General features: G+C 54.7%; 18 protein-coding genes and 1 pseudogene. 11 read left to right on the forward strand and 8 right to left on the reverse strand.

Features of this window, described 5'->3' with window-relative positions:
* Window positions 1–128 precede the first annotated feature (128 nt).
* Genes dmsD through U868_RS0115020 form a run of 4 tightly spaced genes read right to left on the reverse strand, consistent with a single transcriptional unit; the run spans window position 129 to window position 4670 of the window.
* Window positions 129–701, reverse strand: coding sequence for a Tat proofreading chaperone DmsD (gene dmsD, locus U868_RS0115005; RefSeq protein WP_025154007.1), 573 nt, complete (start codon window positions 699–701; stop codon window positions 129–131).
* Between the two features lie 11 nt (window positions 702–712).
* The gene (locus tag U868_RS0115010) at window positions 713–1615 is read right to left on the reverse strand and encodes a dimethyl sulfoxide reductase anchor subunit family protein (protein WP_025154008.1); all 903 of its coding nucleotides are present in this window, start codon (window positions 1613–1615) and stop codon (window positions 713–715) included.
* Complete coding sequence (locus U868_RS0115015; RefSeq protein WP_025154009.1) at window positions 1612–2253, reverse strand: DMSO/selenate family reductase complex B subunit; 642 nt, start codon at window positions 2251–2253, stop codon at window positions 1612–1614. Before U868_RS0115015 ends, U868_RS0115010 begins: the two co-directional genes overlap by 4 nt.
* The gene (locus U868_RS0115020; protein ID WP_025154010.1) at window positions 2250–4670 is read right to left on the reverse strand and encodes a DMSO/selenate family reductase complex A subunit; all 2421 of its coding nucleotides are present in this window, start codon (window positions 4668–4670) and stop codon (window positions 2250–2252) included. The genes U868_RS0115015 and U868_RS0115020 overlap by 4 nt, the downstream gene beginning before the upstream one ends.
* 388 nt (window positions 4671–5058) lie before the next feature.
* On the opposite strand from U868_RS0115020, the gene U868_RS0115030 reads away from it, so the two are divergent.
* The 5 genes and pseudogenes from U868_RS0115030 to U868_RS25080 form a co-directional block, all read left to right on the forward strand.
* Window positions 5059–5844, forward strand: a complete 786-nt coding sequence (locus U868_RS0115030; RefSeq protein ID WP_025154011.1) for an AraC family transcriptional regulator — start codon at window positions 5059–5061, stop codon at window positions 5842–5844.
* 274 nt (window positions 5845–6118) lie between these two features.
* Entirely contained in the window at window positions 6119–9166 is a 3048-nt protein-coding gene (fdnG, locus tag U868_RS0115040) for a formate dehydrogenase-N subunit alpha (RefSeq protein WP_162817242.1), read from the forward strand.
* Between the two features lie 9 nt (window positions 9167–9175).
* A complete protein-coding gene (gene fdxH / locus U868_RS0115045) occupies window positions 9176–10066 on the forward strand; it encodes a formate dehydrogenase subunit beta (protein WP_004235986.1) in 891 nt (296 codons plus the stop codon).
* On the forward strand, window positions 10059–10715 hold the full coding sequence (gene fdnI, locus U868_RS0115050) for a formate dehydrogenase-N subunit gamma (RefSeq protein ID WP_025154013.1): 657 nt from the start codon (window positions 10059–10061) through the stop codon (window positions 10713–10715). The genes fdxH and fdnI overlap by 8 nt, the downstream gene beginning before the upstream one ends.
* Before the next feature lie 129 nt (window positions 10716–10844).
* Window positions 10845–10973, forward strand: a pseudogene (locus U868_RS25080) (cell filamentation protein Fic); the annotation flags it as partial.
* A 96-nt stretch (window positions 10974–11069) separates the two neighbouring features.
* Here the strand turns inward: U868_RS25080 and U868_RS25725 are convergent.
* The 3 genes from U868_RS25725 to hrpB all read right to left on the reverse strand — a co-directional run bounded on the left by U868_RS25725 (window position 11070) and on the right by hrpB (window position 16449).
* Window positions 11070–11240, reverse strand: a complete 171-nt coding sequence (locus tag U868_RS25725; protein ID WP_200650390.1) for a hypothetical protein — start codon at window positions 11238–11240, stop codon at window positions 11070–11072.
* Window positions 11241–11362: 122 nt separating this feature from the next.
* A complete protein-coding gene (gene mrcB / locus U868_RS0115065; RefSeq protein ID WP_025154015.1) occupies window positions 11363–13864 on the reverse strand; it encodes a bifunctional glycosyl transferase/transpeptidase in 2502 nt (833 codons plus the stop codon).
* Window positions 13865–13998: 134 nt separating this feature from the next.
* The gene (hrpB, locus tag U868_RS0115070; protein WP_025154016.1) at window positions 13999–16449 is read right to left on the reverse strand and encodes an ATP-dependent helicase HrpB; all 2451 of its coding nucleotides are present in this window, start codon (window positions 16447–16449) and stop codon (window positions 13999–14001) included.
* Window positions 16450–16541: 92 nt separating this feature from the next.
* Between hrpB and sfsA the strand changes: the two genes are divergently transcribed.
* The 6 genes from sfsA (at window position 16542) to panC (ending at window position 21907) form a co-directional block, all read left to right on the forward strand.
* The gene (gene sfsA / locus U868_RS0115075) at window positions 16542–17252 is read left to right on the forward strand and encodes a DNA/RNA nuclease SfsA (protein WP_025154017.1); all 711 of its coding nucleotides are present in this window, start codon (window positions 16542–16544) and stop codon (window positions 17250–17252) included.
* Window positions 17253–17439: 187 nt separating this feature from the next.
* Window positions 17440–17895 (forward strand): RNA polymerase-binding protein DksA, encoded by a 456-nt coding sequence (gene dksA, locus U868_RS0115080; RefSeq protein ID WP_004238923.1) that lies wholly within the window; start codon window positions 17440–17442, stop codon window positions 17893–17895.
* Between the two features lie 54 nt (window positions 17896–17949).
* The gene (gene gluQRS / locus U868_RS0115085) at window positions 17950–18852 is read left to right on the forward strand and encodes a tRNA glutamyl-Q(34) synthetase GluQRS (RefSeq protein WP_025154018.1); all 903 of its coding nucleotides are present in this window, start codon (window positions 17950–17952) and stop codon (window positions 18850–18852) included.
* A gap of 100 nt (window positions 18853–18952) precedes the next feature.
* On the forward strand, window positions 18953–20488 hold the full coding sequence (pcnB, locus tag U868_RS0115090; RefSeq protein ID WP_392495934.1) for a polynucleotide adenylyltransferase PcnB: 1536 nt from the start codon (window positions 18953–18955) through the stop codon (window positions 20486–20488).
* Window positions 20485–20985 carry a 2-amino-4-hydroxy-6-hydroxymethyldihydropteridine diphosphokinase gene (gene folK, locus U868_RS0115095; protein WP_025154020.1) on the forward strand — a complete coding sequence of 167 codons (501 nt, stop codon included), beginning with the start codon at window positions 20485–20487 and terminating at the stop codon, window positions 20983–20985. The genes pcnB and folK overlap by 4 nt, the downstream gene beginning before the upstream one ends.
* Window positions 20986–21019: 34 nt before the next feature.
* Window positions 21020–21907 carry a pantoate--beta-alanine ligase gene (gene panC / locus U868_RS0115100; protein WP_025154021.1) on the forward strand — a complete coding sequence of 296 codons (888 nt, stop codon included), beginning with the start codon at window positions 21020–21022 and terminating at the stop codon, window positions 21905–21907.
* On the opposite strand, the gene U868_RS0115105 is transcribed toward panC, so the two are convergent.
* Window positions 21858–23222: a TolC family protein gene (locus U868_RS0115105; protein WP_025154022.1), complete on the reverse strand. Its 1365-nt coding sequence runs from the start codon at window positions 23220–23222 to the stop codon at window positions 21858–21860. The two genes, panC and U868_RS0115105, sit on opposite strands and share 50 nt — an antisense overlap.

Raw genomic sequence — 23222 nt, forward strand, 5'->3', positions numbered from 1 at the left:
TGACATCCGGCTAACCGGGAATCCGGCTTAAAAAGAAATACGTAATACAACAGATAAAAAAAGACGCCTCCGGAGAAAGAGGCGTATAAGATGACGGGCAATGTAATCAAACCTTATAACTGTGAATATTATGCTTTTATAAAAGATTGCACGGTGGTCAGCGCCAGCCGGGTCAGGGCTGAGTAAAACGGGCTGTTTCCGTGTGTATCCAGCCGCTGCGCATAACGCGGCAGCCAGTTCATCAGATGCTGACTGAGCAGTGTGTTCACCGCCGCCCCCCGCATTTCGGAAGCCAGTACCGCCGCCTGGAATAAAATCAGCCCGATATGGTCAGCCGGTTCCGGATACGGGGTATTCAGTTTCAGCCGCTCCTGTTTTAAGAACGCGCTCAGCGCAAGGGTTGAATCCCCCTGCAATAATCCTTCCGCATCCAGATATACCGACCCCCAGGGCGGTGCGGGCAGCGCCCCCGGCCCGGCAAACAGTGACTGCCATGCGGATTTCAGCGTTTCTGTGCCCGATGCCGCCGTACGGCTCAGTTGCAGGCAAAGTGTGTCATCCACCTCACACGGCCACTGCTGTGCAAATCCAGGTAAGGTAAACAGGCGCATGGCAGCCCGGTTACTGTCATCATCCGGCGGGAACAGATAACAAATCCCCAGCACGTTAAATGCAGCCGCATAGTGAGCTGTTCTGCTCATGACATCCCCCGTCAGATGTGAATGTAATAGAACACATAACGCAGCATAAACTCTGCCGCGATGGTCAGCAGGCAGCCGCCGATAAACCCGCCGCAGACCGGTAAACCGCTGTGTGCTTTTTTCCCGGCCCGCACCAGAGAGATACCGCAGAGTGCCACACCAATCACCGCCGCTGCCCAGACACCAATCCGCAGCCCGGCAATACTGTCATACGCCTCAATGGGTGACAGCGGAAAGGTGATTGATTTGTGTGTCAGCTGCGTGCGGGTCAGGTAATGCGCATAAAACGGCTGATACAGCAGACGCCCGATCAGACTTGCCGCCATCACACTCCACAGCAGCCACTGCTGTGATAAGGGCAGTGCGTCAGCAGGCAGTGTAATCCCGGCCCGGTGTCCGGCTTTCCGGATCACCATCACCACCAGCACAAACAGGACGGCACCGAGTGTCAGCGTGGTGCCGTAAAACATCAGATAGGTGTTGATGTCATCCCAGGTCAGAATCGAGGTGTAGCGGTAAATCGATGCCATACAAAAAATATCCGCCAGCCCGGTAGCCATTGCCCCGCCGTATAACAGGAAAGAGAATTTTCCCGTTTTCCACAGCCAGAGAAAACTGACACCGAGCGCACCGACAAACGCAGCCGTGACCACCACTTCACGGCTGAGCCAGGCACTGAACACATTATTAATCGCATTCGGTGCATTGAGCGGCACGCCGAGGTGGGTAATTGATGCAACTGAGCCCGCACCCGCAATGGCGCAGATAATAAAAATCGTCAGCATCATAAAGCGCTTAAAGCTGTCTGCCGGGAGGCGGCGGCTGAGATGCACGGCAAACACCCCGCTCACAACGCACAGCCCCGCCGCCGCATTCATCATGTAAGTGAAAATTAACAGTGACCACTCATTCATTGTTCTTTTCTCTCACTGTTCATGTCATCAAAATTCGCGCCATGGTGCGGATTAATCACCAGATTCGGATGCGTGATGGACGGATCCGGCAGTCCGGTCACATAATCGAGTGAGCCGTATTTCGCCCGCAGTTCCTCAATTGGCCCGAACTGAATCGCCCCGAGCGGACAGGTGCTGACACACACCGGCTGCTCACCGTTCTGCTGAAGATCAATACAGAAATCGCATTTCGACATTTGTTTCGTTTCAGGATCCATCTGCGGTGCGCCATACGGACACGACCACGCACAGGCACCGCAGCCGACACATTTATCGGTATTGACCATGACAATGCCGTCCCCTTCGCGCTTGTGCATTGCGGTTGTCGGGCAATTGCGCACGCAGATTGGATCTTTGCAGTGGTTACAGGAGATGGAAAGTGTATAGGCGAACACGTTATTAATCAGTGCGCCGTTTTTATTGCGGCTGTAGCCGCCGCCGGTCATTTCATACACGCGGCGGAAGCGGCGGCCGACATCAAGATTATTTTTATCCTTGCACGCCACCTGACACGCCTTGCAGCCGGAGCAGCGGGCGGAATCAATATAGAAACCTAACTGTTTGTCACTGACTGCCGGATAAACAATGAATTTGCTCATGCTTTTTCCACCTCAACTAATAGTGTCTGGTGCGCGTTGCCGCGGGCGAGCGCGGTACTGCGTGACGAGGTGAGCACGTTGGCACATCCGCCCTGATCGATGCCGTTGCTGTCCGGCTGCCACCAGGCACCGGCCTGCAATGCCACCACGCCCGGCATAATGCGCTGCGTGATCTTCACCGCGATCATGGTGATCCCGCGGTCGTTATGCACTTTCACTTTTTCGCCGTCACTGATACCGCGATCAGCCGCATCCGCCGGGTTGATCCACAGCTCCTGGCGCTGCACTTCCTGCAGCCACGGATTGGCAAACTGGGTGGAGTTCGCGCGGTTGCGCCCTTTCCAGGTGATCAGCTGTAGCGGGTATTTCGCGGTCAGACTGTCTTCCGGCCCTTCTGTTGCCGGAACATAATGAGACAGCGCCGGGATCTCCGGATTGTGCATGTCATACAGGCGTTTGGAGAAAATCTCGATTTTGCCGGACGGGGTCGGGAACGGGTTGTTTTCCGGATCCTGAATATTCTGCTCAAACGCGACGTTCTGCGTATGCGGACGATGAGTTAATAAATGACGACGTTTGACCAGCAGTTCATCAAAGGTTGGAATGTTATCTTGCGGGCGCTTCTGTGCCGCATCATTGACGAGAAACTCTATCCAGTCGCGATCTGTTTCATGACCTTCGGTGAAAGCATCACGGACACCCAGTTTCTCTGCCACTTCGCACAGCCAGTCATAGTCGGTACGGCGTTCAAATTCCGGCTCAATGGCTTTTTCAGACAGGATCAGATAATCGCCGTAACTCCAGGTGCCGCCGATATTCCAGCGTTCCAGAAAACTGGTTTCCGGCAGCAGCAGATCGGCATATTTCGCACTCGGGGTGAGATAGAGGTCACTGCAGACGATAAATTCGACTTTCGATTCATCCGCCAGCACGCTTGCGGCATGAAGAATATCGGTGTTCTGGTTGGTCATGTAGTTACCCGCCATCGAGAACATCATTTTGATTTCGGTACCGAGTTTGTCTGCATTTTTCAGTCCGTTCTCCGGCGTGACCAGGGTTTTGTCTTCGCACGCCTGCACCCAATTGGTGATGTTGATTTTGGCTTTGACCGGGTTATCAAACAGCGCCGGTCCGGCGATGGTTTTACGCAGTTCCGGATTCAGTGCCATGCCGTAACCCGCTGCCCAGCCGCCGCGCACACCGACATTGCCGGTGATGGTTGCCAGCAGCGTGGCCCCGCGCGCACTGCGCTCACCGCAGATATGGCGCTGCGGCCCCCAGCCCTGCATCAGCACCGCCGGTTTGGTTGTGGCATATTCACGCGCCAGCTGACGGATAGTGTCCGCCGGGACTTTGGTGATTTTCTCCGCCCATTCCGGGGTTTTGGCCATGCCGTCTTTCCGGCCGGTCAGATACGCCACCAGCGATTCATTATCCGCCACACCTTCCGGCATCTGATCTTCACGGAAACCCAGAGTGTATTTATCAATAAACGCCTGATCGTGGAGATTTTCTGTCACGATGACATACATCATCGCATCCATCATGGCGTTGTCGGTGGTCGGCAGCAGCGGGATCCACTGATCCGCCAGCGAAGAGGCGGTATCGGAATAGCGCGGATCAACGACAATAAATTTGGTGCCGTTCTTTTTCATTTTCTGGAAATAGTGGTTACTGTGCCCGAAAATCGTTTCGTTCGGGTTATGTCCCCACAGGATCACCAGCGGCGTATTTTCCAGGGTATCGAGTGTGCTGCCGCTGGCCGCCGTGCCGTAAGTGTAGGGCGTGGCCGCCATGGTGTTGCCGTTACTGACGGAATGATAGTTTTCCAGAAAGCCGCCGGTCAGGTTAAACAGGCGGCGCAGCATATTGGCACCGGAAAAAATCCCGCCGGTCACCCCGGTACTCAGACTGACAAACCGTGATGCCGGGCCGTATTTGTCACTGATGCGCTGCCATTCGGCGGCAATCAGGCTGGTCGCTTCTTCCCAGCTGATGCGTTCAAAACGTCCCTCACCACGCTTACCGACCCGTTTCATCGGGTATTTCAGGCGATCCGGATGATAAATAAATTTCCGGTAGCCGCGGCCGCGCACACAGGCCCGCATGATCGGCATCTCTTCATTGAGTTCCGCATCCGGCCGGGTCGAGATGCGGACAGCTTTTCCGTCTTTGATATGAGCGCGGATATCACATTTCCCGCCGCAGTCAAAGCTGCTGCAGGTCGGTACAATGCGTACGCCGTCACCGGTCTGATGAACCGGAATATGTGCCGGATCGGCCGGTACGGATGCAATACTTTCCGATGCCAGAAACGGAACCGCAGATAATACAGAACTGACCTGTATAAAGCGGCGGCGGCTTATTTCGCCGGGAGCGCCGGATTTTTCATTATCGTGGCCGGATTGATGACTCATAATGGATTTACCCCGGGTGAGAAACAGAGTGCGGTATTTAAAACATCAGGAAATAATAAATATTATTTAATTTTAAATGACCGGAAATAACTTCACGCCACCGGTAATCTCTTAATAACCGGAAATAATGATAATCTGTATAAACAGAATGGCGGCAGCAAAATAGTAATGGATTAATATATTGCCGCCATGCGCAAATCAGACAACGGCATTTGAATTCCAGCCTGTTTCCGGTTACTGTTAACTAAACGTTTTCTATTTGTTACCGTAATAATACAGATGTGGCATCGGCTTCTGTTATTGTCACAAAAACCCTGTTTTGCGGTGGCGGGATCTGATATAACACCCGCCGGTTTTTATTTTCAGTCAGATACGGAGCGCGGCACTCATGAGAAATATTCCGTTAAAAAGCGTGGATAATATCGCGCGGGATGTCATTGCGCTCGGCACTGATTATCTGCCCGATACCCTGCTGGAATACCACGCCCACCGCCGGGCACAGTTTTTGTATCCGGCCACCGGGCTGATTGAAGTCAGTACCGCAGACGGCGAGTGGGTGATCCCGCCCTCCTGCGGGGTGTGGATCCCGGAACAGGTCGCTCATGAAACCCGGATGCTGAATGTCAGTACCCGCAGTCTGTATATCGAACCGGCGGCAAAGCCGCGTCACGCCGTCAGTTGTGAGGTCGTGAGTGTCTCCCCGCTGCTGCGCCAGCTGCTGCTGGAAGCGGTGGATATCCCGGCGGAATATGATATTCAGGGGCGTGACGGTGTGCTGATGCAGCTGATCCTCTGCGAGCTGGCGCGTATGCCCCCGCTGCCGTTTTTCGCCCCGATCCCGCGTGATGAGAAACTCGGCCGTCTGTGCCGTGAATTTATGCGCAAACCGGTTATCACCTCACAGCCGGGAGAGTGGGCGGAACAGCTGCACAAAAGCGAGCGCTCTTTCAGCCGTTTTTTCCGCACCCAGACCGGGATGTCATTTTCAGAATGGCGGCAGCAGGCATGCCTGCTGAACTCGCTGTCTCATATTCTCTCCGGAAAATCGATTACCGAAGTGGCGTATGAGCTGGGTTACAACAGCGCGGGGGCATTCTCGATTATGTTTAAAAAACAGATGGGGCAATCCCCTTCCCATTTTAAAAATGACGATTCGGATATCCGCCATTTTTAACGTGTTTTTTTAACAAATATAATTTGTGTATGATAGCCGGAATATATTTGATTTATTTTCTTGTTTTCTTTTTTTGCGTATTTTGTTTAATTGATCTGAATCAAATTTAAATTTACCTTACTACTACTTTGTGATTATTTACAAAACACGAAAACCCCCAATTAATAATTATTAAACATCAAAGTTCACTTTCATTGATTTCAGGCAATATAAATTCAACCTTTGCTGATATTCTCCTCACGATTTTTTACAAATAAATAAAAAAGAGGATGCGATGAATTTCAGCCGCAGACAGTTCTTTAAGGTTTGTGCCGGCGGTCTCGCCGGAACAACTGCCGCTGCGTTAGGCTTTATGCCGTCAGTAGCAATGTCCAACGTCCGGGAATACAAATTACTCCGTTCAAAAGAGACCCGTAACACCTGTACCTACTGCTCCGTCGGATGCGGATTACTGATTTACAGCATGGGCGATGGTGCCATGAATGCCAAATCAGCGATTTTCCACGTCGAAGGTGACCCGGATCATCCGGTCAACCGCGGGGCGTTATGCCCGAAAGGTGCCGGTCTGCTCGATTATATTCACAGTGAAAGCCGTCTGCGTTATCCGCAGTACCGCGCGCCGGGCTCCGATAAATGGCAGCGCATCAGCTGGGATGACGCGTTTGAGCGTATCGCCCGTCTGATGAAAGCCGACCGTGATGCCAACTTCATTGAGAAAAACAGCGAAGGTACAACGGTAAACCGCTGGCTGACCACCGGGATGCTCTGCGCCTCTGCCGCCAGCAACGAAACCGGGATGCTGACCCAGAAATTTACCCGTTCCCTCGGGATGCTGGCAGTCGATAACCAGGCGCGTGTCTGACACGGACCAACGGTAGCAAGTCTTGCTCCGACATTTGGTCGCGGTGCCATGACCAACCACTGGGTTGATATCAAAAATGCCAACGTCGTTGTGGTGATGGGCGGGAATGCTGCGGAAGCACATCCTGTCGGATTCCGCTGGGCGATGGAAGCGAAGAACAACAATGATGCCACACTGATCGTTATCGATCCGCGCTTTACGCGGACCGCATCTGTGGCCGATCACTACATCCCGATCCGCTCCGGAACCGATATTACGTTCCTTTCCGGCGTGATCCTGTACCTGATGGAAAACGGGAAATTCCACGACGAGTATGTGCGCCATTACACCAATGCGCCGTTACTGGTCCGTGAGGATTATGCTTTCAGCGACGGTTTATTCAGCGGCTATAACGCTGAAAAACGCCGTTACGACAAAACCACCTGGAACTACCAGTTCGGTGAAGACGGCTATGCGCTGCGTGACGACACCCTGCAACATCCGCAGTGTGTATGGAATCTGCTGAAAACGCATGTCAGCCGTTATACCCCGGATATGGTGGAAAAAATTTGCGGTACGTCGCAGGCGGATTTCCTCAAAGTCTGTGAGATTCTGGCCTCCACCAGCCCTGCCAACCGTGCGGCAACCTTCCTGTATGCCCTCGGCTGGACACAGCATACCGTCGGCGCGCAGAACATCCGTACCATGGCAATGATCCAGCTGCTGCTCGGCAACATGGGTGTGGCAGGCGGCGGCGTGAACGCCCTGCGCGGTCACTCCAATATTCAGGGTCTGACAGACCTCGGTCTGCTCTCCACCAGCCTGCCGGGTTATCTGACCCTGCCGTCTGAGAAACAGACCGATATCGACAGCTATCTGAAAGCCAATACGCCGAAAGCCACGCTGCCGGGCCAGGTCAACTACTGGAGCAACTATCCGAAGTTCTTCGTCAGCCTGATGAAATCCTTCTACGGCGATGAAGCAACCAAAGAGAACCAGTGGGGCTATGACTGGCTGCCGAAATGGGATCAGGCTTATGACGTGCTGAAGTATTTCGACATGATGAACAAAGGCGAAATCAACGGCTATATCTGTCAGGGCTTTAACCCGGTCGCGTCCTTCCCGGACAAAAACAAAGTGGTCAGTTGCCTGAGCAAACTGAAATATCTGATAACCGTCGACCCGCTGAGTACCGAAACCGCGGGTTTCTGGCAGAACCACGGCGATATGAATGATGTCGATACCGCATCCATTCAGACCGAAGTGTTCCGTCTGCCGTCCACCTGTTTCGCGGAAGAAGACGGCTCGATTGCCAACTCCGGCCGCTGGTTACAGTGGCACTGGAAAGCGGCGGATGCCCCGGGGGAAGCCCGTACCGATGGCCAGATCCTTGCCGGTATTCTGTGGAAAATGCGCGAGCTGTATCAGCAGGAAGGCGGTCAGGGTGTTGATCAGCTGATGAAGATGTCCTGGGATTATGTGCAGCCGTTCAATCCGGAATCCGACGAAGTCGCCAAAGAGAACAACGGCGTGGCCCTTGACGATCTGTATGATGCCAACGGCAATTTACAGGCGAAAAAAGGCGAACTGCTCAGCTCCTTTGCGCTGCTGCGTGATGACGGTTCAACCGCATCCTCCTGCTGGATCTACACCGGCTGCTGGACGGAACAGGGCAACCAGATGGCGAAACGGGATAACAGTGACCCGTCCGGCATCGGTAACACCCTCGGCTGGGCCTGGGCATGGCCGCTGAACCGCCGTGTGATCTATAACCGCGCTTCTGCTGATCCGCAGGGTAAACCGTGGGATAAGAACCGCATTCTTATCGAATGGAACGGCAAAAAATGGGTCGGTAACGATATCCCGGACTTTAATGCCTCTGCGCCGGAAGCGGGTGCCGGGCCGTTTATCATGCAGCCGGAGGGCTTAGGCCGTCTGTTTGCCATCGATAAAATGGCGGAAGGGCCGTTCCCGGAACACTACGAGCCGTTTGAAACACCGATTGGTACTAACCCGCTGCATCCGGAAGTCGTTTCCAACCCGGCCGCCCGTATCTTTGAGGATGATAAAAAACGTCTCGGAAATCATACGGAGTTCCCGTACGTCGGCACAACCTATCGCCTGACCGAACACTTCCATACCTGGACCAAACATGCGCGGCTCAATGCTATCGCACAGCCGGAACAGTTTGTGGAAATCAGTGAAACTCTGGGCGCAGCCAAAGGGATCCGCAGCGGCGATAAAGTGAGAGTCAGCAGTAAACGCGGCTTTATCCGCGCGGTGGCGGTGGTCACACCGCGCCTTCAGACACTGGTGGTGGACGGTAAGCCGGTCGAAACGGTCGGGCTCCCGATCCACTGGGGTTTTGAAGGTGCCGCCCAAAAAGGCTTTATCACCAACACACTGACGCCGGGAGTCGGTGACGCCAACTCGCAAACGCCTGAGTTTAAAGCGTTCTTAGTCAACATCGAGAAGGCGTAAGGAGGAATTATGTCCATGCAATCTCAAGACATTATCAAACGTTCTGCGACCAACAGCATAACGCCGCCTCCTCAGGCCCGTGACGACAAGTTTGAAGTCGCCAAGCTGATCGATGTGTCCACCTGTATCGGCTGTAAAGCCTGTCAGGTGGCCTGTTCCGAATGGAATGACATCCGGGATGAGGTCGGGTTCTGTACCGGGGTTTATGATAACCCGACCGACCTCAGTGCTAAATCCTGGACTGTCATGCGGTTCAGCGAGACCAAAGAGAACGGCAAACTGGAGTGGCTGATCCGCAAGGACGGCTGCATGCACTGTTCGGACCCTGGCTGTCTGAAAGCCTGTCCGTCTGCCGGTGCGATTATTCAGTACGCCAACGGGATCGTTGATTTTCAGTCAGAACACTGCATCGGCTGCGGCTACTGCATTGCGGGTTGCCCGTTCAATATTCCGCGTCTGAATCCGAAAGATAACCGGGTGTACAAATGCACACTCTGTGTTGACCGGGTCAGCGTGGGCCAGGAGCCTGCCTGTGTGAAAACCTGTCCGACCGGTGCCATCCATTTCGGCACCAAAAAAGACATGCTGGAAGTGGCGGACGAGCGCGTACAGAAGCTGAAAAAACGCGGCTTTGCCAATGCCGGGGTCTACAACCCGGACGGTGTCGGCGGCACACACGTGATGTACGTGCTGCAACATGCGGATAACCCTGAACTTTATCACGGGCTGCCGAAAGATCCGCAGATTGATACACCGATTGATCTCTGGAAAGGGGTACTGAAACCGCTGTCGGCTATCGGGTTTATCGCCACCTTTGCCGGACTGGTATTCCACTATGTGGGGATCGGCCCGAACAAAGAGACGGACGATGAGGAAGAGGAGGAAACTCACCATGAGTAAGAAAAGCAAAATGATCGTCCGCACGAAATTTATTGATCGTGCCTGTCACTGGACAGTGGTGATCTGCTTTTTCCTGGTCTCCTTATCCGGTATTGCGCTGTTCTTCCCGACACTGCAATGGCTGACGGAAACCTTCGGGACACCGGCAATGGGGCGTATTCTGCACCCGTTCTTTGGTGTGCTGATTTTCGTCGTGCTGATGTTTATGTTTTTCCGCTTCATTAAGCACAACATCCCGGACAGAGAAGATCTGCCGTGGATTAAAAATATTATCGAAGTACTGAAAGGCAACGAGCATCATGTGGCGCGTGTCGGTAAATACAACGCCGGACAAAAAATGATGTTCTGGAGCATTATGAGCATGATCTTTGTGCTGCTTGCCACCGGGATCATCATCTGGCGTCCGTACTTTGCGCACTACTTCCCGATGTGGATGATCCGCTGGAGTCTGCTGATCCACGCGGCCGCAGCTATTGTCCTGATCCACGCCATCCTGATCCATATGTATATGGCCTTCTGGGTGAAAGGATCGATCAAAGGCATGGTGGAAGGTAAAGTCAGCCGCCGCTGGGCGAAGAAACATCACCCGCGCTGGTATGAAGAAGTGGAAGCCGAAGAAGCTGCTGAGGAAGCGAAGCAGAAGAAGTAATCGTCACCGGCTTATCACTGTGAACTGCGCCGCAAACGTTCAATACAACGAATGCGGCGCAGTTTTTTTATGGTTTGATTTCCATCTGCAATAAGGCATACCGCACAGTAAAACGGATAAATCAGCAGAATGAATAAGTATCATGTATCAAACAGTGAAGGGGAATTTGCTGCCGGTTCAGATGATGACGTTTTGGAAAACAAGCTTCAGTTGTCTGAAACCAATGATATTAATGATGCCGAATTAGTGCTGCTGGAAACAACATCCGGCACATTATATTGCTGCTATCCACGCAGCATTAAATCTGATTTATGAACCAATGAAATATTGGGTTAATCAGTCACTCAGAAAAAACTAAACAGCCAGTCTGAGGTGAGCATATTTTTCACGTTTTTCTTTCAGAGCCTCAGCCAGTTTCTGTGGCTCCTGTCCGGTTTCAACCGCTGTAGATGTTACAACAGCCCGGATTAACTGTTCACTATCAGGCATTATCAGCGTCTGTTGCGTTTTCTTACTATTTTTCATTTTTCCTCCGGACCTATATCGCATACTTGCTCATAATGCCATTACACCTAATCCACAATGGTCACTAAAAAAACAAAACCCGCCTTGCGGCGGGTTTTCAGTGCTTCTTACAGAACAGGGGATTACTGTTCAAACATCTCTTTCAGCCAGCCGGGGGCTTCTTCATCCTGCTGCTGAGCCGGGGCCTGCTGGCCGCACAGCGCTTGTGCGTCCGTTGTCCAGACCGGTAATGTCCGGGTGATCCCCACGCCGTTGCAGACAAAATTGCCGTCCGCATCCACTGCCATCTCCGCGATATCTTCCGGTGGTGTGAGGTTCAGCGCCAGCGGCGGCTGATTATCCAGATAACGTCCGTAAAGTACCAGGGCACCGGAGCCGCCGTACAGGCCGGACGGGCTGTTGTCATCCAGCCCCATCCAGGAGACGGTGACTTCTTTGCCGTCGATACCGACAAACCAGCTGTCGCGCATGTCGTTAGTGGTCCCGGTTTTCCCGGCCAGATGGTATTTACCGAATTTCGATCCCAGACGGCGGGCTGCGGTACCGCGTTCCACCACCTGCTGCATACCGTACAGCGTCATATACGCCGCCTGCGGCGCCACAGCGCGCTGTGCCTGCGGGAAGCTCTGGTAAATCACCGTGCCGTCTTCCGCGATCACCGAACGCAGTGCGGACAGTGTCGCGCGGTTACCGCCGCTGCCGATGGTCTGGAACAGCTGCGAGACCTGCAATGGTGTCAGGTTTACCGCGCCGAGCAGCATTGCCGGGACTTTCTGGATATTTTTCGCCGGTGCGCCGAGACGGACAAACGTATCGGCTACCGCATCCAGACCGACCGCCATACCGAGGTTAACCGTCGGTACGTTGATAGAGCGCGCCAGCGCATCCACCAGCATCACACGACCGCTGAAGGTTTTGCTGTCGTTACGCGGTGACCAGGTACCGCCGCCGCCCGGCACGTTAATGGTCAGCGGCTGGTCGTCCAGCCAGGTATTCAGACGGTAAGTATCCGGAATACCAAGCGCGGTGAGATAGGTCATCGGTTTTGCCAGCGAGCCGATAGAGCGCTCCGCCGCCATAGCACGGTTAAACCCGGCAAACTGCGGCTGAGAGCCGCCGACCATTGCGCGGACCTCCCCGCTGATGCGGTCAACCACCACCATAGCCCCTTCCAGCGCCGGTTTTTTACGTTCCGCTCGGATGGCTTTCACACCTTCTTCAACGGCATTTTCAGCTGCATCCTGTGAGACCGGGTCCAGCGTGGTGAAGATTTTCACGCCGGACAAATCATCCACTTTATCGCCGAGCTTCTCGCGCAGTTCCTGACGAACCAACTGCATAAAGGCAGGCTGCGGGGTGATCACACCACTTTTCTCTTTTACACCCAGCGGACGTGCGCTCAGGACATCATACATTTCCTGATCGATCACCCCGCCCTGGGTTTGCAGAAGTTTCAGCACCACGTTGCGACGCTCAAGGGCATTTTTCGGGTTACGCCACGGGTTATAGATTGACGCCCCTTTTACCATTCCCACCAGCAGTGCCACCTGGTCGAGGCTCAGTTCATCGACCGGACGGCCGAAATAATAGAGACTCGCCAGCGGGAAGCCGCGGATCTGTTCATCCCCGCTTTGCCCCAGATAGACTTCGTTGAGATACAGTTCCAGAATGCGGTCTTTGTCATAGCGGTAATCCATAATAAGCGCCATATAGGCTTCATTGGCTTTACGCGCCAGTGTCCGTTCATTGGATAAGAACAGGTTTTTTACCAGCTGCTGTGTCAGGGTACTGCCGCCCTGCACCGCGCGTCCCGCCGTCAGGTTTGCCAGAAGGGCACGCCCGATGGAGGTGATGCTGATCCCGTCATGCTCATAGAAATTACGATCCTCGGTCACCAGCAGGGCTTTAACCAGCTCATCCGGGAAGCCGCTGCGGGCCAGGAACAGACGCTGCTCACCATTTGCGGATTGCAGCATGGTGATCAGTTTCGGATCGAGGCGGAAGAAACCGAATTCACGGCCGTTATCCATGTTTTCAATTTTTTCCAGTCCGCTGCTGCTGAAAGTCAGACGGGCGTTAATCTGCCCTTCTTTACTGTCAGGGAAATCAAACGGACGGCGCAGCATCTGAATGGTATTACCGGTCACGGAAAATTCACCGGCGCGGGTGATTTTGGTGACTTTGCGGTACTGCATGCCTTCCAGCAGTTTCACCATTTCATTCAGGCTGTAATCCATGCCCGGCTCAAGGTTGACGGTGCGTCCGTAAACCGCCGCAGGCAGATCCCAGACTTTACCGTCCAGGCGGTCACTGATTTTTCCGGCCAGATAAACACCGTAAAGCCCCAGCAGGATAACCATCACAATGCCGAGTTTGACCAGGAACCAAAACCAGCGCCAGCGCCGTTTAGGCGGTTTGTTTTTGCGCCCTTTTTTACTCATGCGCGCGCTGTCCTCATCATCGTCATAATCATCCGGTTCGTCATCACCAAATTCATCATCGTATTCAATATCATCGTCATAATCCTCATCCCGGCGGCGACGGCGGTCTGAGCGCCCTCTTTTTTTAGCGGCAGGCGCTTTACTGCCCCTGCGGCCGGTGGGTTCACGATCAAAATCAGACATGGTCTCTCCCGTCAGTCTGTCTGCCGCACAATAATGTGCCGGGCGGGACAGGCGGTTATTTCATCAGTTGCTATTGTCGCCGATTCCGGCAACAGACACAGTAAAAATCCGTTAAACAACGACTATCTTTGCATTTACATAAACTTTTTTACACGCTTTGTCGGCTGTGCATTTGCCGGATCGTCCGGCCAGAAATGTTTGGGATAACGTCCTTTCATCTCTTTCTGCACCTCCCGGTAGCTCCCGCCCCAGAAGGCTTTCAGGTCGGCGGTTACCTGTATCGGGCGGTGTGCGGGCGATAACAGGCTGACCGTTACCGGCAGCCGTCCCTGCGCCACCACCGGTGTTTCACGCACACCATACATCTCCTGAATGCGGACTGCCATCACCGGCGGTTTATCTGCGGCATATTCTACAGGTATCCGGGTCCCGGTGGGTACTTCAAAATGACGCGGGAACTGTGCATCCAGCCATTGCTGCTGCGACCAGTCCATGCGCTGACGCAGCGCGCCATATAGATCCAGCTTTGCCAGCTGCTGCTGATTGCGCACTCCGGTCAGGTACGGCGACAGCCACGTCTCAAGCGTGGCGAGCAGTGTATCATTATCTGCGGCAGGCAGTGTCTGTTCCGGGAACAGATCGTGTGCCAGCTGCTGGCGGATAAGTAACTGCTCACAGGCTTCATTGAATGGCAGAACAGACAATCCCTGTTCGCGGATCCAGCTGAGCAGAGCTTCGCGGACAACCTCATCAGACGGTGCTGCCAGTGGTTTTCGCTCAATAATCAGCTGCCCGCAGGTAACCGCCTGCCACGCCTGCCAGCTGCCTTTGTTTTCATCACGGGTCAGACGGTTTTCTGTTTTCAGCAGATGCGGTGCCATCTCTGTCAGCTGTGATAATTCAAACGGCACCGCTTTCAGGATCCGTGCATTAGCCTGCTGCTCATTTTGCAGGATCAGCGGGGCGATAAGCCCGGCTTCATTGCCGAGCGGGCTGCTTTCATCTGTCACCGCACCGGTACCGTTTGCCAGTAAAAATGTGCCGGAGCGCCCGCGCTTCCCGGCGATTCTGTCAGGAAATCCCTGTAATAAGGTGCGGCACAACCAGCCACTGTCCGGATCATGAGACGGTTTTCTGACCGGCTGACCGGCGGCCTGCAACAGCTGATGCGCCAGCTTATCCCACCGGGCGGAGGGATGTGTCAGGTCATGCAGCAGATTGCCGTTACCTTCGCGGGAAGGCTCTTCCAGTGCGGCAATCAGCCGGGCGGCATAGTATATCTGTGCCGGCTCTTCATTAAGGGTATAAAGCCACAATGCAGAGAGGCGCGGCTCTGTGCCGGAAGCGGCCATTGCCGCGCCTTTGGCAGTCAGTCCGCCCTGCGGCAGAAGGCAGCCCATTTCTGTCAGTAATTTTTTCGCCACCTGCACCGCCACGGCTGGCGGGGTATCAAGCCAGGCAAGCGCTGATACCTCACGGCAGCCCCACTGCGCCAGATTCAGCATCAGCCCGGCCAGGTCACTGTGGCAGATTTCCGGTTCACTGTGCGCAGCGGCGCGTTCGGCTTCCGCCTGTCCGCACAGATGCAGACAGATCCCCTGCGCCAGACGCCCGGCACGCCCTGCACGCTGTGTCATCGATGAGCGGCTGATGCGGCTGCGCACCAGCCGGGTCAGCCCGCTGCGCGGATCAAACTGCGCGGTTTTTTCCAGACAGCTGTCCACCACCAGGGTCACACCTTCAATCGTCAGACTGGTTTCGGCAATATTGGTCGCCAGCACGATTTTGCGCATACCGGGCGGCGGTGGTTCAATCGCCTGCTGCTGCTCTTTCAGCGACAGTGCGCCGTACAGCGGGCAGATAAGCGTATCCGCATCGGTTTTACCGGTCAGCTGTTCCTGTAACCGGCAGATTTCCGCCTGTCCCGGCAGAAACACCAGCACAGAGCCATCCTCCTGCTGATACAGCTGCAACACCGCCCGGGCCACCTCACTGATAAAAGGCTGATGCGCACTGAGCGGCTGATACCGTCTCTCCACCGGGAAAGCCCGCCCCTCTGCCGTGATCACTTCCGCCTGCGGCAGCAGGGACAACAGCTGTTCATTATCTAAGGTCGCGGACATCACCAGCAGACGCAAATCATCACGCAGTGAGGACTGCACATCCAGCAGCAGTGCGAGGGCAAGATCGGCCTGTAAATTCCGTTCATGGAATTCATCCAGAATAATGACACTCACTTCGGATAATTCCGGATCCTGCTGTAACATTCTGACCAGAATTCCCTCTGTAACAACCTCAAACCGGGTGGCGGCGCTGACCCGGGTTTCGCCGCGCATCCGGTAACCCACCGTTTCTCCCGGACGTTCGCCGAGCTGTGACGCCAGCCGGTGTGCCACGCTGCGGGCCGCGATACGACGGGGCTCCAGCATGATAATCCGCCCGCTGACAGACGGATCGCTGAGCATCAGCAGCGGCAGAATAGTGGATTTCCCGCTGCCGGTCGGAGCCTGTAACAACACCTGCGGGGCACTGTTCAGTGCCGTACTGAGTGCCGGATAAATGTTACAAACGGGGGAATATGTCACAAAAACCTCATCATTATCTGCTTAACTTTCGACGCGCAACATTGTAGCATTGCCGCCCCCTGAAAAGTGCAGTCACATTGACAGGAGTTACGATGGAATTTCATCCCCCTTTACAGGCGGGCACGCTGGTGCAGCGTTACAAACGGTTTCTTGCGGATATTATCACGCAGGACGGGCGCACCATCACCATTCATTGTGCTAATACCGGCGCAATGACAGGCTGCGCCACACCGGGTGATACCGTCTGGTATTCCGAATCCGCCAATGCGAAGCGCAAGTACCCGCACAGCTGGGAACTGACGCAGACACAGGCCGGGCATCTGATTTGTGTGAATACGATGCAGGCAAACCGGGTGGTGGCAGAGGCGATTGCGCAGAACCGGATCCCGGAACTTACCGGGTATCAGACGCTGGCACAGGAAGTCAGATACGGCAGTGAAAACAGCCGGATTGATTTTTTACTGACCGATCCGCAGAAAAAGCCCTGTTATGTTGAGGTGAAATCCGTCACGCTGCTGGAAAACGGACACGGTTATTTTCCCGATACCGTAACTTTACGTGGACAAAAACACCTGCGTGAGTTACAAGCAATTGCTGAAGCGGGAAATCGTGCTGTTCTGTTTTTTGCTGTACTGCATTCAAGGATTGAGACCGTATCGGACGCAGCACACATTGATAAAAAATATTCATCACTTTTGCGGCAGGCATCACAGTCCGGAATTGACGTTATTTGTTACAGAATGCGGATAACACCGGATGGCATCACTGCCGGGGAAAAAATACCCTTTGCATTCATGGGGTGAATATCAATTTTTTTAATAATAAATAGGATGTTTTGTGAGTTGCGGGGTGAATAAACACGCTGTTCTTCACACCTTACAAAACTAATGAAAGCAAGGGTTGCATTATCCATAATCATCTGCTATCTATAGCGGCCTATTTTTCCCCTCTAAGGGATATTGTCAGACATGCGTGTGTAGGAGAAGCATTATGCAAGAAGGGCAAAAACGTAAAACCTCGTCCCTGAGCATTCTTGCCATTGCCGGCGTGGAGCCGTATCACGAGAAGGCAGGCGAAGAATACATGAACGAAGCCCAGTTGGCCCATTTCAAGCTGATACTTGAAGCATGGCGCAACCAACTCAGGGATGAAGTAAACCGCACTGTCACGCACATGCAGGATGAAGCAGCTAACTTCCCGGATCCGGTTGACCGGGCCGCTCAGGAAGAAGAATTCAGCCTGGAACTGCGCAACCGTGACCGCGAACGCAAACTGATCAAAAAGATCGAAAAAACCCTCAAAAAGGTTGAGGACGACGATTTTGGTTTTTGTGAGTCCTGCGGGGTCGAAATCGGTATCCGCCGTTTAGAGGCGCGTCCGACCGCAGATCTCTGTATCGACTGTAAGACGCTGGCTGAAATCCGCGAAAAGCAGATGGCGGGCTGACAGATTCACCACAGACGGCGCTTTGACAGCGCCGTCCGTTTTTATGCCTCTTCAATGACGGAATATTCTGCCGGCTCAGCGCCCGGTTACACCGGCCGCTTCGCACCATCACCTTCCGGTGCGCTTCATTTCGGCTCTCTGGTGACCGCACTGGGGAGTTATCTTCAGGCCCGTCACCTCGGCGGACGCTGGCTTCTCCGTATTGATGATATCGACCCGCCCCGCGAAGTCCCGGGTGCTGCGGATGCCATTCTGCGTATTCTTGACCATTACGGCCTGCACTGGGACGGCGATGTGCTGTATCAGTCGCGCCGCCATGATGCTTACCGTGAAGTGATTGAACAGCTGAAAGCCACCGGGCTGTGCTATTACTGCACCTGTACACGGCATGATGTCCATGACAGCGGCGGCCATTATCCCGGCACCTGCCGTCAGCGCGGACTGCCGCCGGATAACGCGGCACTGCGGCTTATCAGAACGCATCCGGTGTACCATTTTACCGATGGTCTGCGGGGGGATGTATTTACGGATAACGCCACGGCAGAGGAAGATATCATTATTTTCCGCAAAGATAAGCTGTTTGCCTATAACCTGGTGGTGGTGCTCGATGATGATTATCAGGGCGTGACAGAGGTGGTCAGAGGCGCGGATTTACTGTATCCCACCTCACATCAGCTCTCATTATACCGCCAGCTCGGGCTGCCGGCGCCGCATTATCTGCATTTGCCGTTGATGCTGGGCCCGGCGGCGCGTAAACTCTCCAAGCAAAATCATGCCACCCCGGTACCGCTCAGTGATCCGCGCCCGTTGTTATGGCAGGCGTTACAGGTGCTCCGGCAGCTGCTGCCGGAAACGGATCCGCTGTCGCTTTCCCTGACTGAACTGCTGGCATACAGTGTGCGGAACTGGGATATTACTGCCGTCCCCCGCAATGATGTGGTGACGGACAGGGAATAATTCCGCAATATCCGGGCTAAGGCATTCTCAAAAAACCAAGTGTACGATATTATTAGTCGCTTATTTTTTAGATCATTTAATTGTTATACAGAGGTGTACCATTTTAAACCGAGTCGCAAAGTTCTGTCGCAGTCTGATTTCCCGCGAGAATAAGGCAGATTGCACAGAGGCTGCCAGTGAAAGGCCGGCCCCGAATGCTGACCATACGCCGCAGAATCCGTCACACCGTGAGGCTTCCCCCGCGCGTCCTGCCGCTAAACGCAAGAAACCGGCAAAAAATATGGATAACAGCGGGACAGTCAGCGCAACGGTAATTCCCCGCAACAGTCATTCTATTTCCCGTCAGGACATCAGCGAGAATGCGCTGAAGGTTCTGTACCGCCTGAATAAATCCGGTTTTGACGCTTATCTGGTCGGCGGCGGTGTCCGTGATCTGCTGCTGGAGCGCAAACCCAAAGATTTCGATATCGCTACCAATGCCACGCCGGACGAAGTGAGAAAACTGTTCCGCAACTGCCGCCTGGTCGGGCGCCGTTTCCGTCTGGCTCACATTATGTTCGGCCCGGATATTATCGAAGTCGCAACCTTCCGTGGTCCGCATGACAATAACGAACCGGCTGATGACGGCAAAGCCCGTTCTCAGCAGGGCAAAAACGGCATGCTGCTGCGCGATAATATTTTCGGCACCATTGAAGAAGATGCTGTCCGCCGCGATTTCACCATTAACAGCCTTTATTACAGCGTGGCTGATTTTACCGTCCGTGATTATGTCGGCGGGCTGGCAGATTTACAGCAGCGCATTATCCGTCTGATCGGCGATCCGGAAACCCGTTACCGGGAAGATCCGGTGCGTATGCTGCGCGCCATCCGGTTTGCCGCCAAACTGGATATGACCATCGAACCGAAAACGGCTGCGCCTATCCGCACGCTGAGCACCTTGCTGCGCGATATCCCGCCTGCACGTCTGTTCGAGGAAGTTCTCAAGTTATTACAGGCCGGTGACGGACACCGTACGTTTGAATTATTACGTGAATACGATCTGCTGGATATGCTGTTCCCGCTGGTTGCCGGGCCGCTGAAAGAGAACCCGGACACCCCGCTGTCCCGTATCGTGGATCAGGTACTGAAAAATACCGACTACCGTATTCATAACGATCAGCGCGTCAATCCGGCCTTCCTGTTTGCCGTGATGCTGTGGTATCCGCTGTGCGAACATGCGGAAAAACTGACCCAGGAGAGCGGGCTGGCCTATTACGAAGCCTTCGCGATCGCCATTAATGACATCCTGGATGAACAGTGCCGCGCGATTGCTATTCCGAAACGTCTGACCACCACCATGCGTGATATCTGGCAGTTGCAGTTACGTCTGCCGCGCCGTCAGGGCAAACGCGCGATCCGTCTGATGGAAAATCAGAAATTCCGCGCCGCCTTTGATCTGCTCGAACTGCGTGCGAATGTGGAAGGCCGTCATGAGTTACAGGAACTGGCTCACTGGTGGGCGGATTTTCAGCAGGCGAATGCCCCGCAGCAGCGCTCAATGGTGACAGAACTGGGCAGTGATCCGGTCAAACGCCGTCCGCGCCCGCGCCGCCGTCATCCGCGTGCCCGTCAGGGTAACGGAAACAGCGAATCATGATTCCGGTCTATATTGCGATCGGCAGTAATCTTGCCGATCCGCTTGACCAGGTCAACCGGGCGATTGCCGCGCTGGGTGCTGTCCCGCAAAGCCGCCTGGTGCGCCACTCCGCTTTTTACCGCACCGCGCCGATGGGCCCCGCCGGACAGCCTGATTATCTCAATGCGGCTGTTCTGCTGGAAACTGACCTGACACCGCACCAGCTGCTCGACGCCACCCAGGCCATCGAACTGGCGCACGGCCGTGTCCGTAAGGATGAGCGCTGGGGTCCCCGCACATTAGACTTGGATATCATGCTGTTTGGCGATAGGGTCATCAGTGATGCACGGCTTACCGTACCGCATTACGGCCTGAAAGTACGTGAATTTATGTTGTATCCGCTGGCTGAAATCGCCCCCGGGCTGATTCTGCCGGACGGCGAATCACTTGCGGCGGTTGTTGCCCGCACCCCGGAAAACGGGCTTGGCCTCTGGTCATCATCAGAGCCTGTACGCTGAACTTTCTGCTCAACAGACAGACAAGGAGACACTGATGCGGATTATTGAAACTGCGCTGATCCTGCGCAAAGAGATTGCCCGTCTGCGGACTGACGGCAAACGTGTTGCGTTTATCCCGACCATGGGAAACCTGCATGACGGCCACCTGGCACTGGTAAAAGAAGCCCGTGCACAGGCAGATATTGTCGTGGTGTCTGTCTTTGTCAACCCGCTCCAGTTCCCCCGTGAAGATGATTTGCAGCGCTATCCGCGCACACTGCAGGCAGACTGCGAGAAACTGAGCAAAGCGCAGGTGGATCTGGTGTATGCCCCGGCGGTCAGTGATGTCTATCCGCACGGGTTAGCTCACCAGACTCTGGTGATGGTACCGCCGCTGGTCAGCCAGTGTGATGAACCGCATCAGCGTACCCGTCTGCGCGGTATCGCCACCGTGATGTGCAAGCTGTTCAATCTGGTGCAGCCGGATATCGTTTTCTTCGGCGCCAATGATCATCCGCGCTTCCTGACTATCCGCCATCTGATCCGTGACCTGAATTATGATATCGCACTGGCGACCATTCCGACCGTCCGGGAAAAAACCGGGCTGGCACTCAGCTCCTGCAATACCCTGCTGAATAAAGAGGAAAAAGAGGCGGCACCGCGTCTGTATCAGGTTATGCAGACCCTCGCGGATATGATCCGTGAACGCCCGAGTGCTATTGCCGAAAGTCTGGATAATGCCCGTGACGACTTAAACCGTGCCGGATTCCGCGATATCAGCCTGGAAATCTGTGATGCTGATGACCTGGAAGCGGTGCGCGTCAACAGTGAGAAAGCGGTGATTCTGGCCTCTGCCCGGCTGGGAAATATCCGCCTGATCGACTGCCTGCATGTTAACATGCCGAACCCGGCAGGCAGTGAGACGGCCTCTCCGTCACTGTAAAATAGTCCTCAATCTGCCTGAAAAGCCCGGTTTCCGGCGTGCTGCTGTAATGATGCAGCCGGAACCAGGCCAGAAGCCCGTCATAGCGGGCTTTTGTCAGCTCCTGCTCCGCCTGATAATACTGATCCCGCGCATGTGCCACCTCCGGCTGGCTGTTCTGCCCCGCCGCATACCCCTTTTCCGCCGCCGTTACCTGTAACCGTGCAGCCGCAGCGGCCTGCTCCAGCGCCGCCAGCTGTATACCGCTGCGGCGGAACACCTGATACTGACGCGCCAGGTCACGCCGGCGTGTCTGTACCAGTGCATCCTGCTCATATTGCGCCTGCTGAATCTGAGCAGACACCTTACGCATCCCCGCCAGATCTTTTCCGCCGCTGAACAGCGGAACTGACAGATGGATCCCGGCACTGAGGTTACGGTAACGCTGACCCACGGTATCACTGCTGTCTGACCGGGTATCCGACCAGGCGGCAAAGAGCTGAGCGGACGGCATAAACGCCCCGCGCTGTACCTCTGCCGCCGCTTTTGCCAGCGCAGTTTCCTGCCGTGCCGCCTTGATTTCCGGATGCTCCGCCAACATCTGTTGTTCCTGTGCCGTATAATCGCCGTCATTCAGTTTCGGCAACCGGAAATCCCCCGCTTTCAGTGCCGGAAGATCCTGCATCCGCAACTGCGGCAGGCCGGTAAGATCAGACAATATCAGCAACGCATTCAGGCTTTCCGCTTCGGTTTCCGCAACCTGCGCCTGACGCTGCCGCAGGCGGGTACGGGCAGATTCAACCTCCGTCACCGTTCCTTCCCCGAGCTGCAAAAGGCGCTGTGCGGCGGTCAGCTGCGCGGTATTCAGCGCCAGCCGGAGCCGGTCTGTTTTCTGTATTTCCAGAACACAGGCCAGGTTCAGATACGCAGAAACCAGCCGGTTAATCAGTTCTGCCTGCTGTATCTGTAAGCGGCTCTCTGCGGCTGTGCCGCGTATCTGTGCGCTCCGGTACTGATGGTATGCCGTGTAATCAAACAGCGGCTGCGTCACCACCAGGCTGAGGGAATGACTGCTGTAGCGCCGCTGAGTGGTCACCGGTGTCCGCTGTGTCAGCCGGTTATACGGCGTGTTCTGGTAACTCAGCCCGGCGGACGGCAGCAGGTGTGATTTTCCGGCAGCAACCTCTGCCTGTTCCGCCTCATAAGCCTTAGCCGCAGCACTGAATGACAGATCATTGTTCAGCGCGGACTGACGGAGCTCAGATAACGTCACCGCCTGCACACCGGCGGACAACAGACACAGCAGTGCCGTACAAATGTGTTTTGCAGAATGCAT

It is taken from the genome of Morganella morganii H1r (assembly GCF_000633515.1).
Taxonomy (GTDB): domain Bacteria; phylum Pseudomonadota; class Gammaproteobacteria; order Enterobacterales; family Enterobacteriaceae; genus Morganella; species Morganella morganii_B.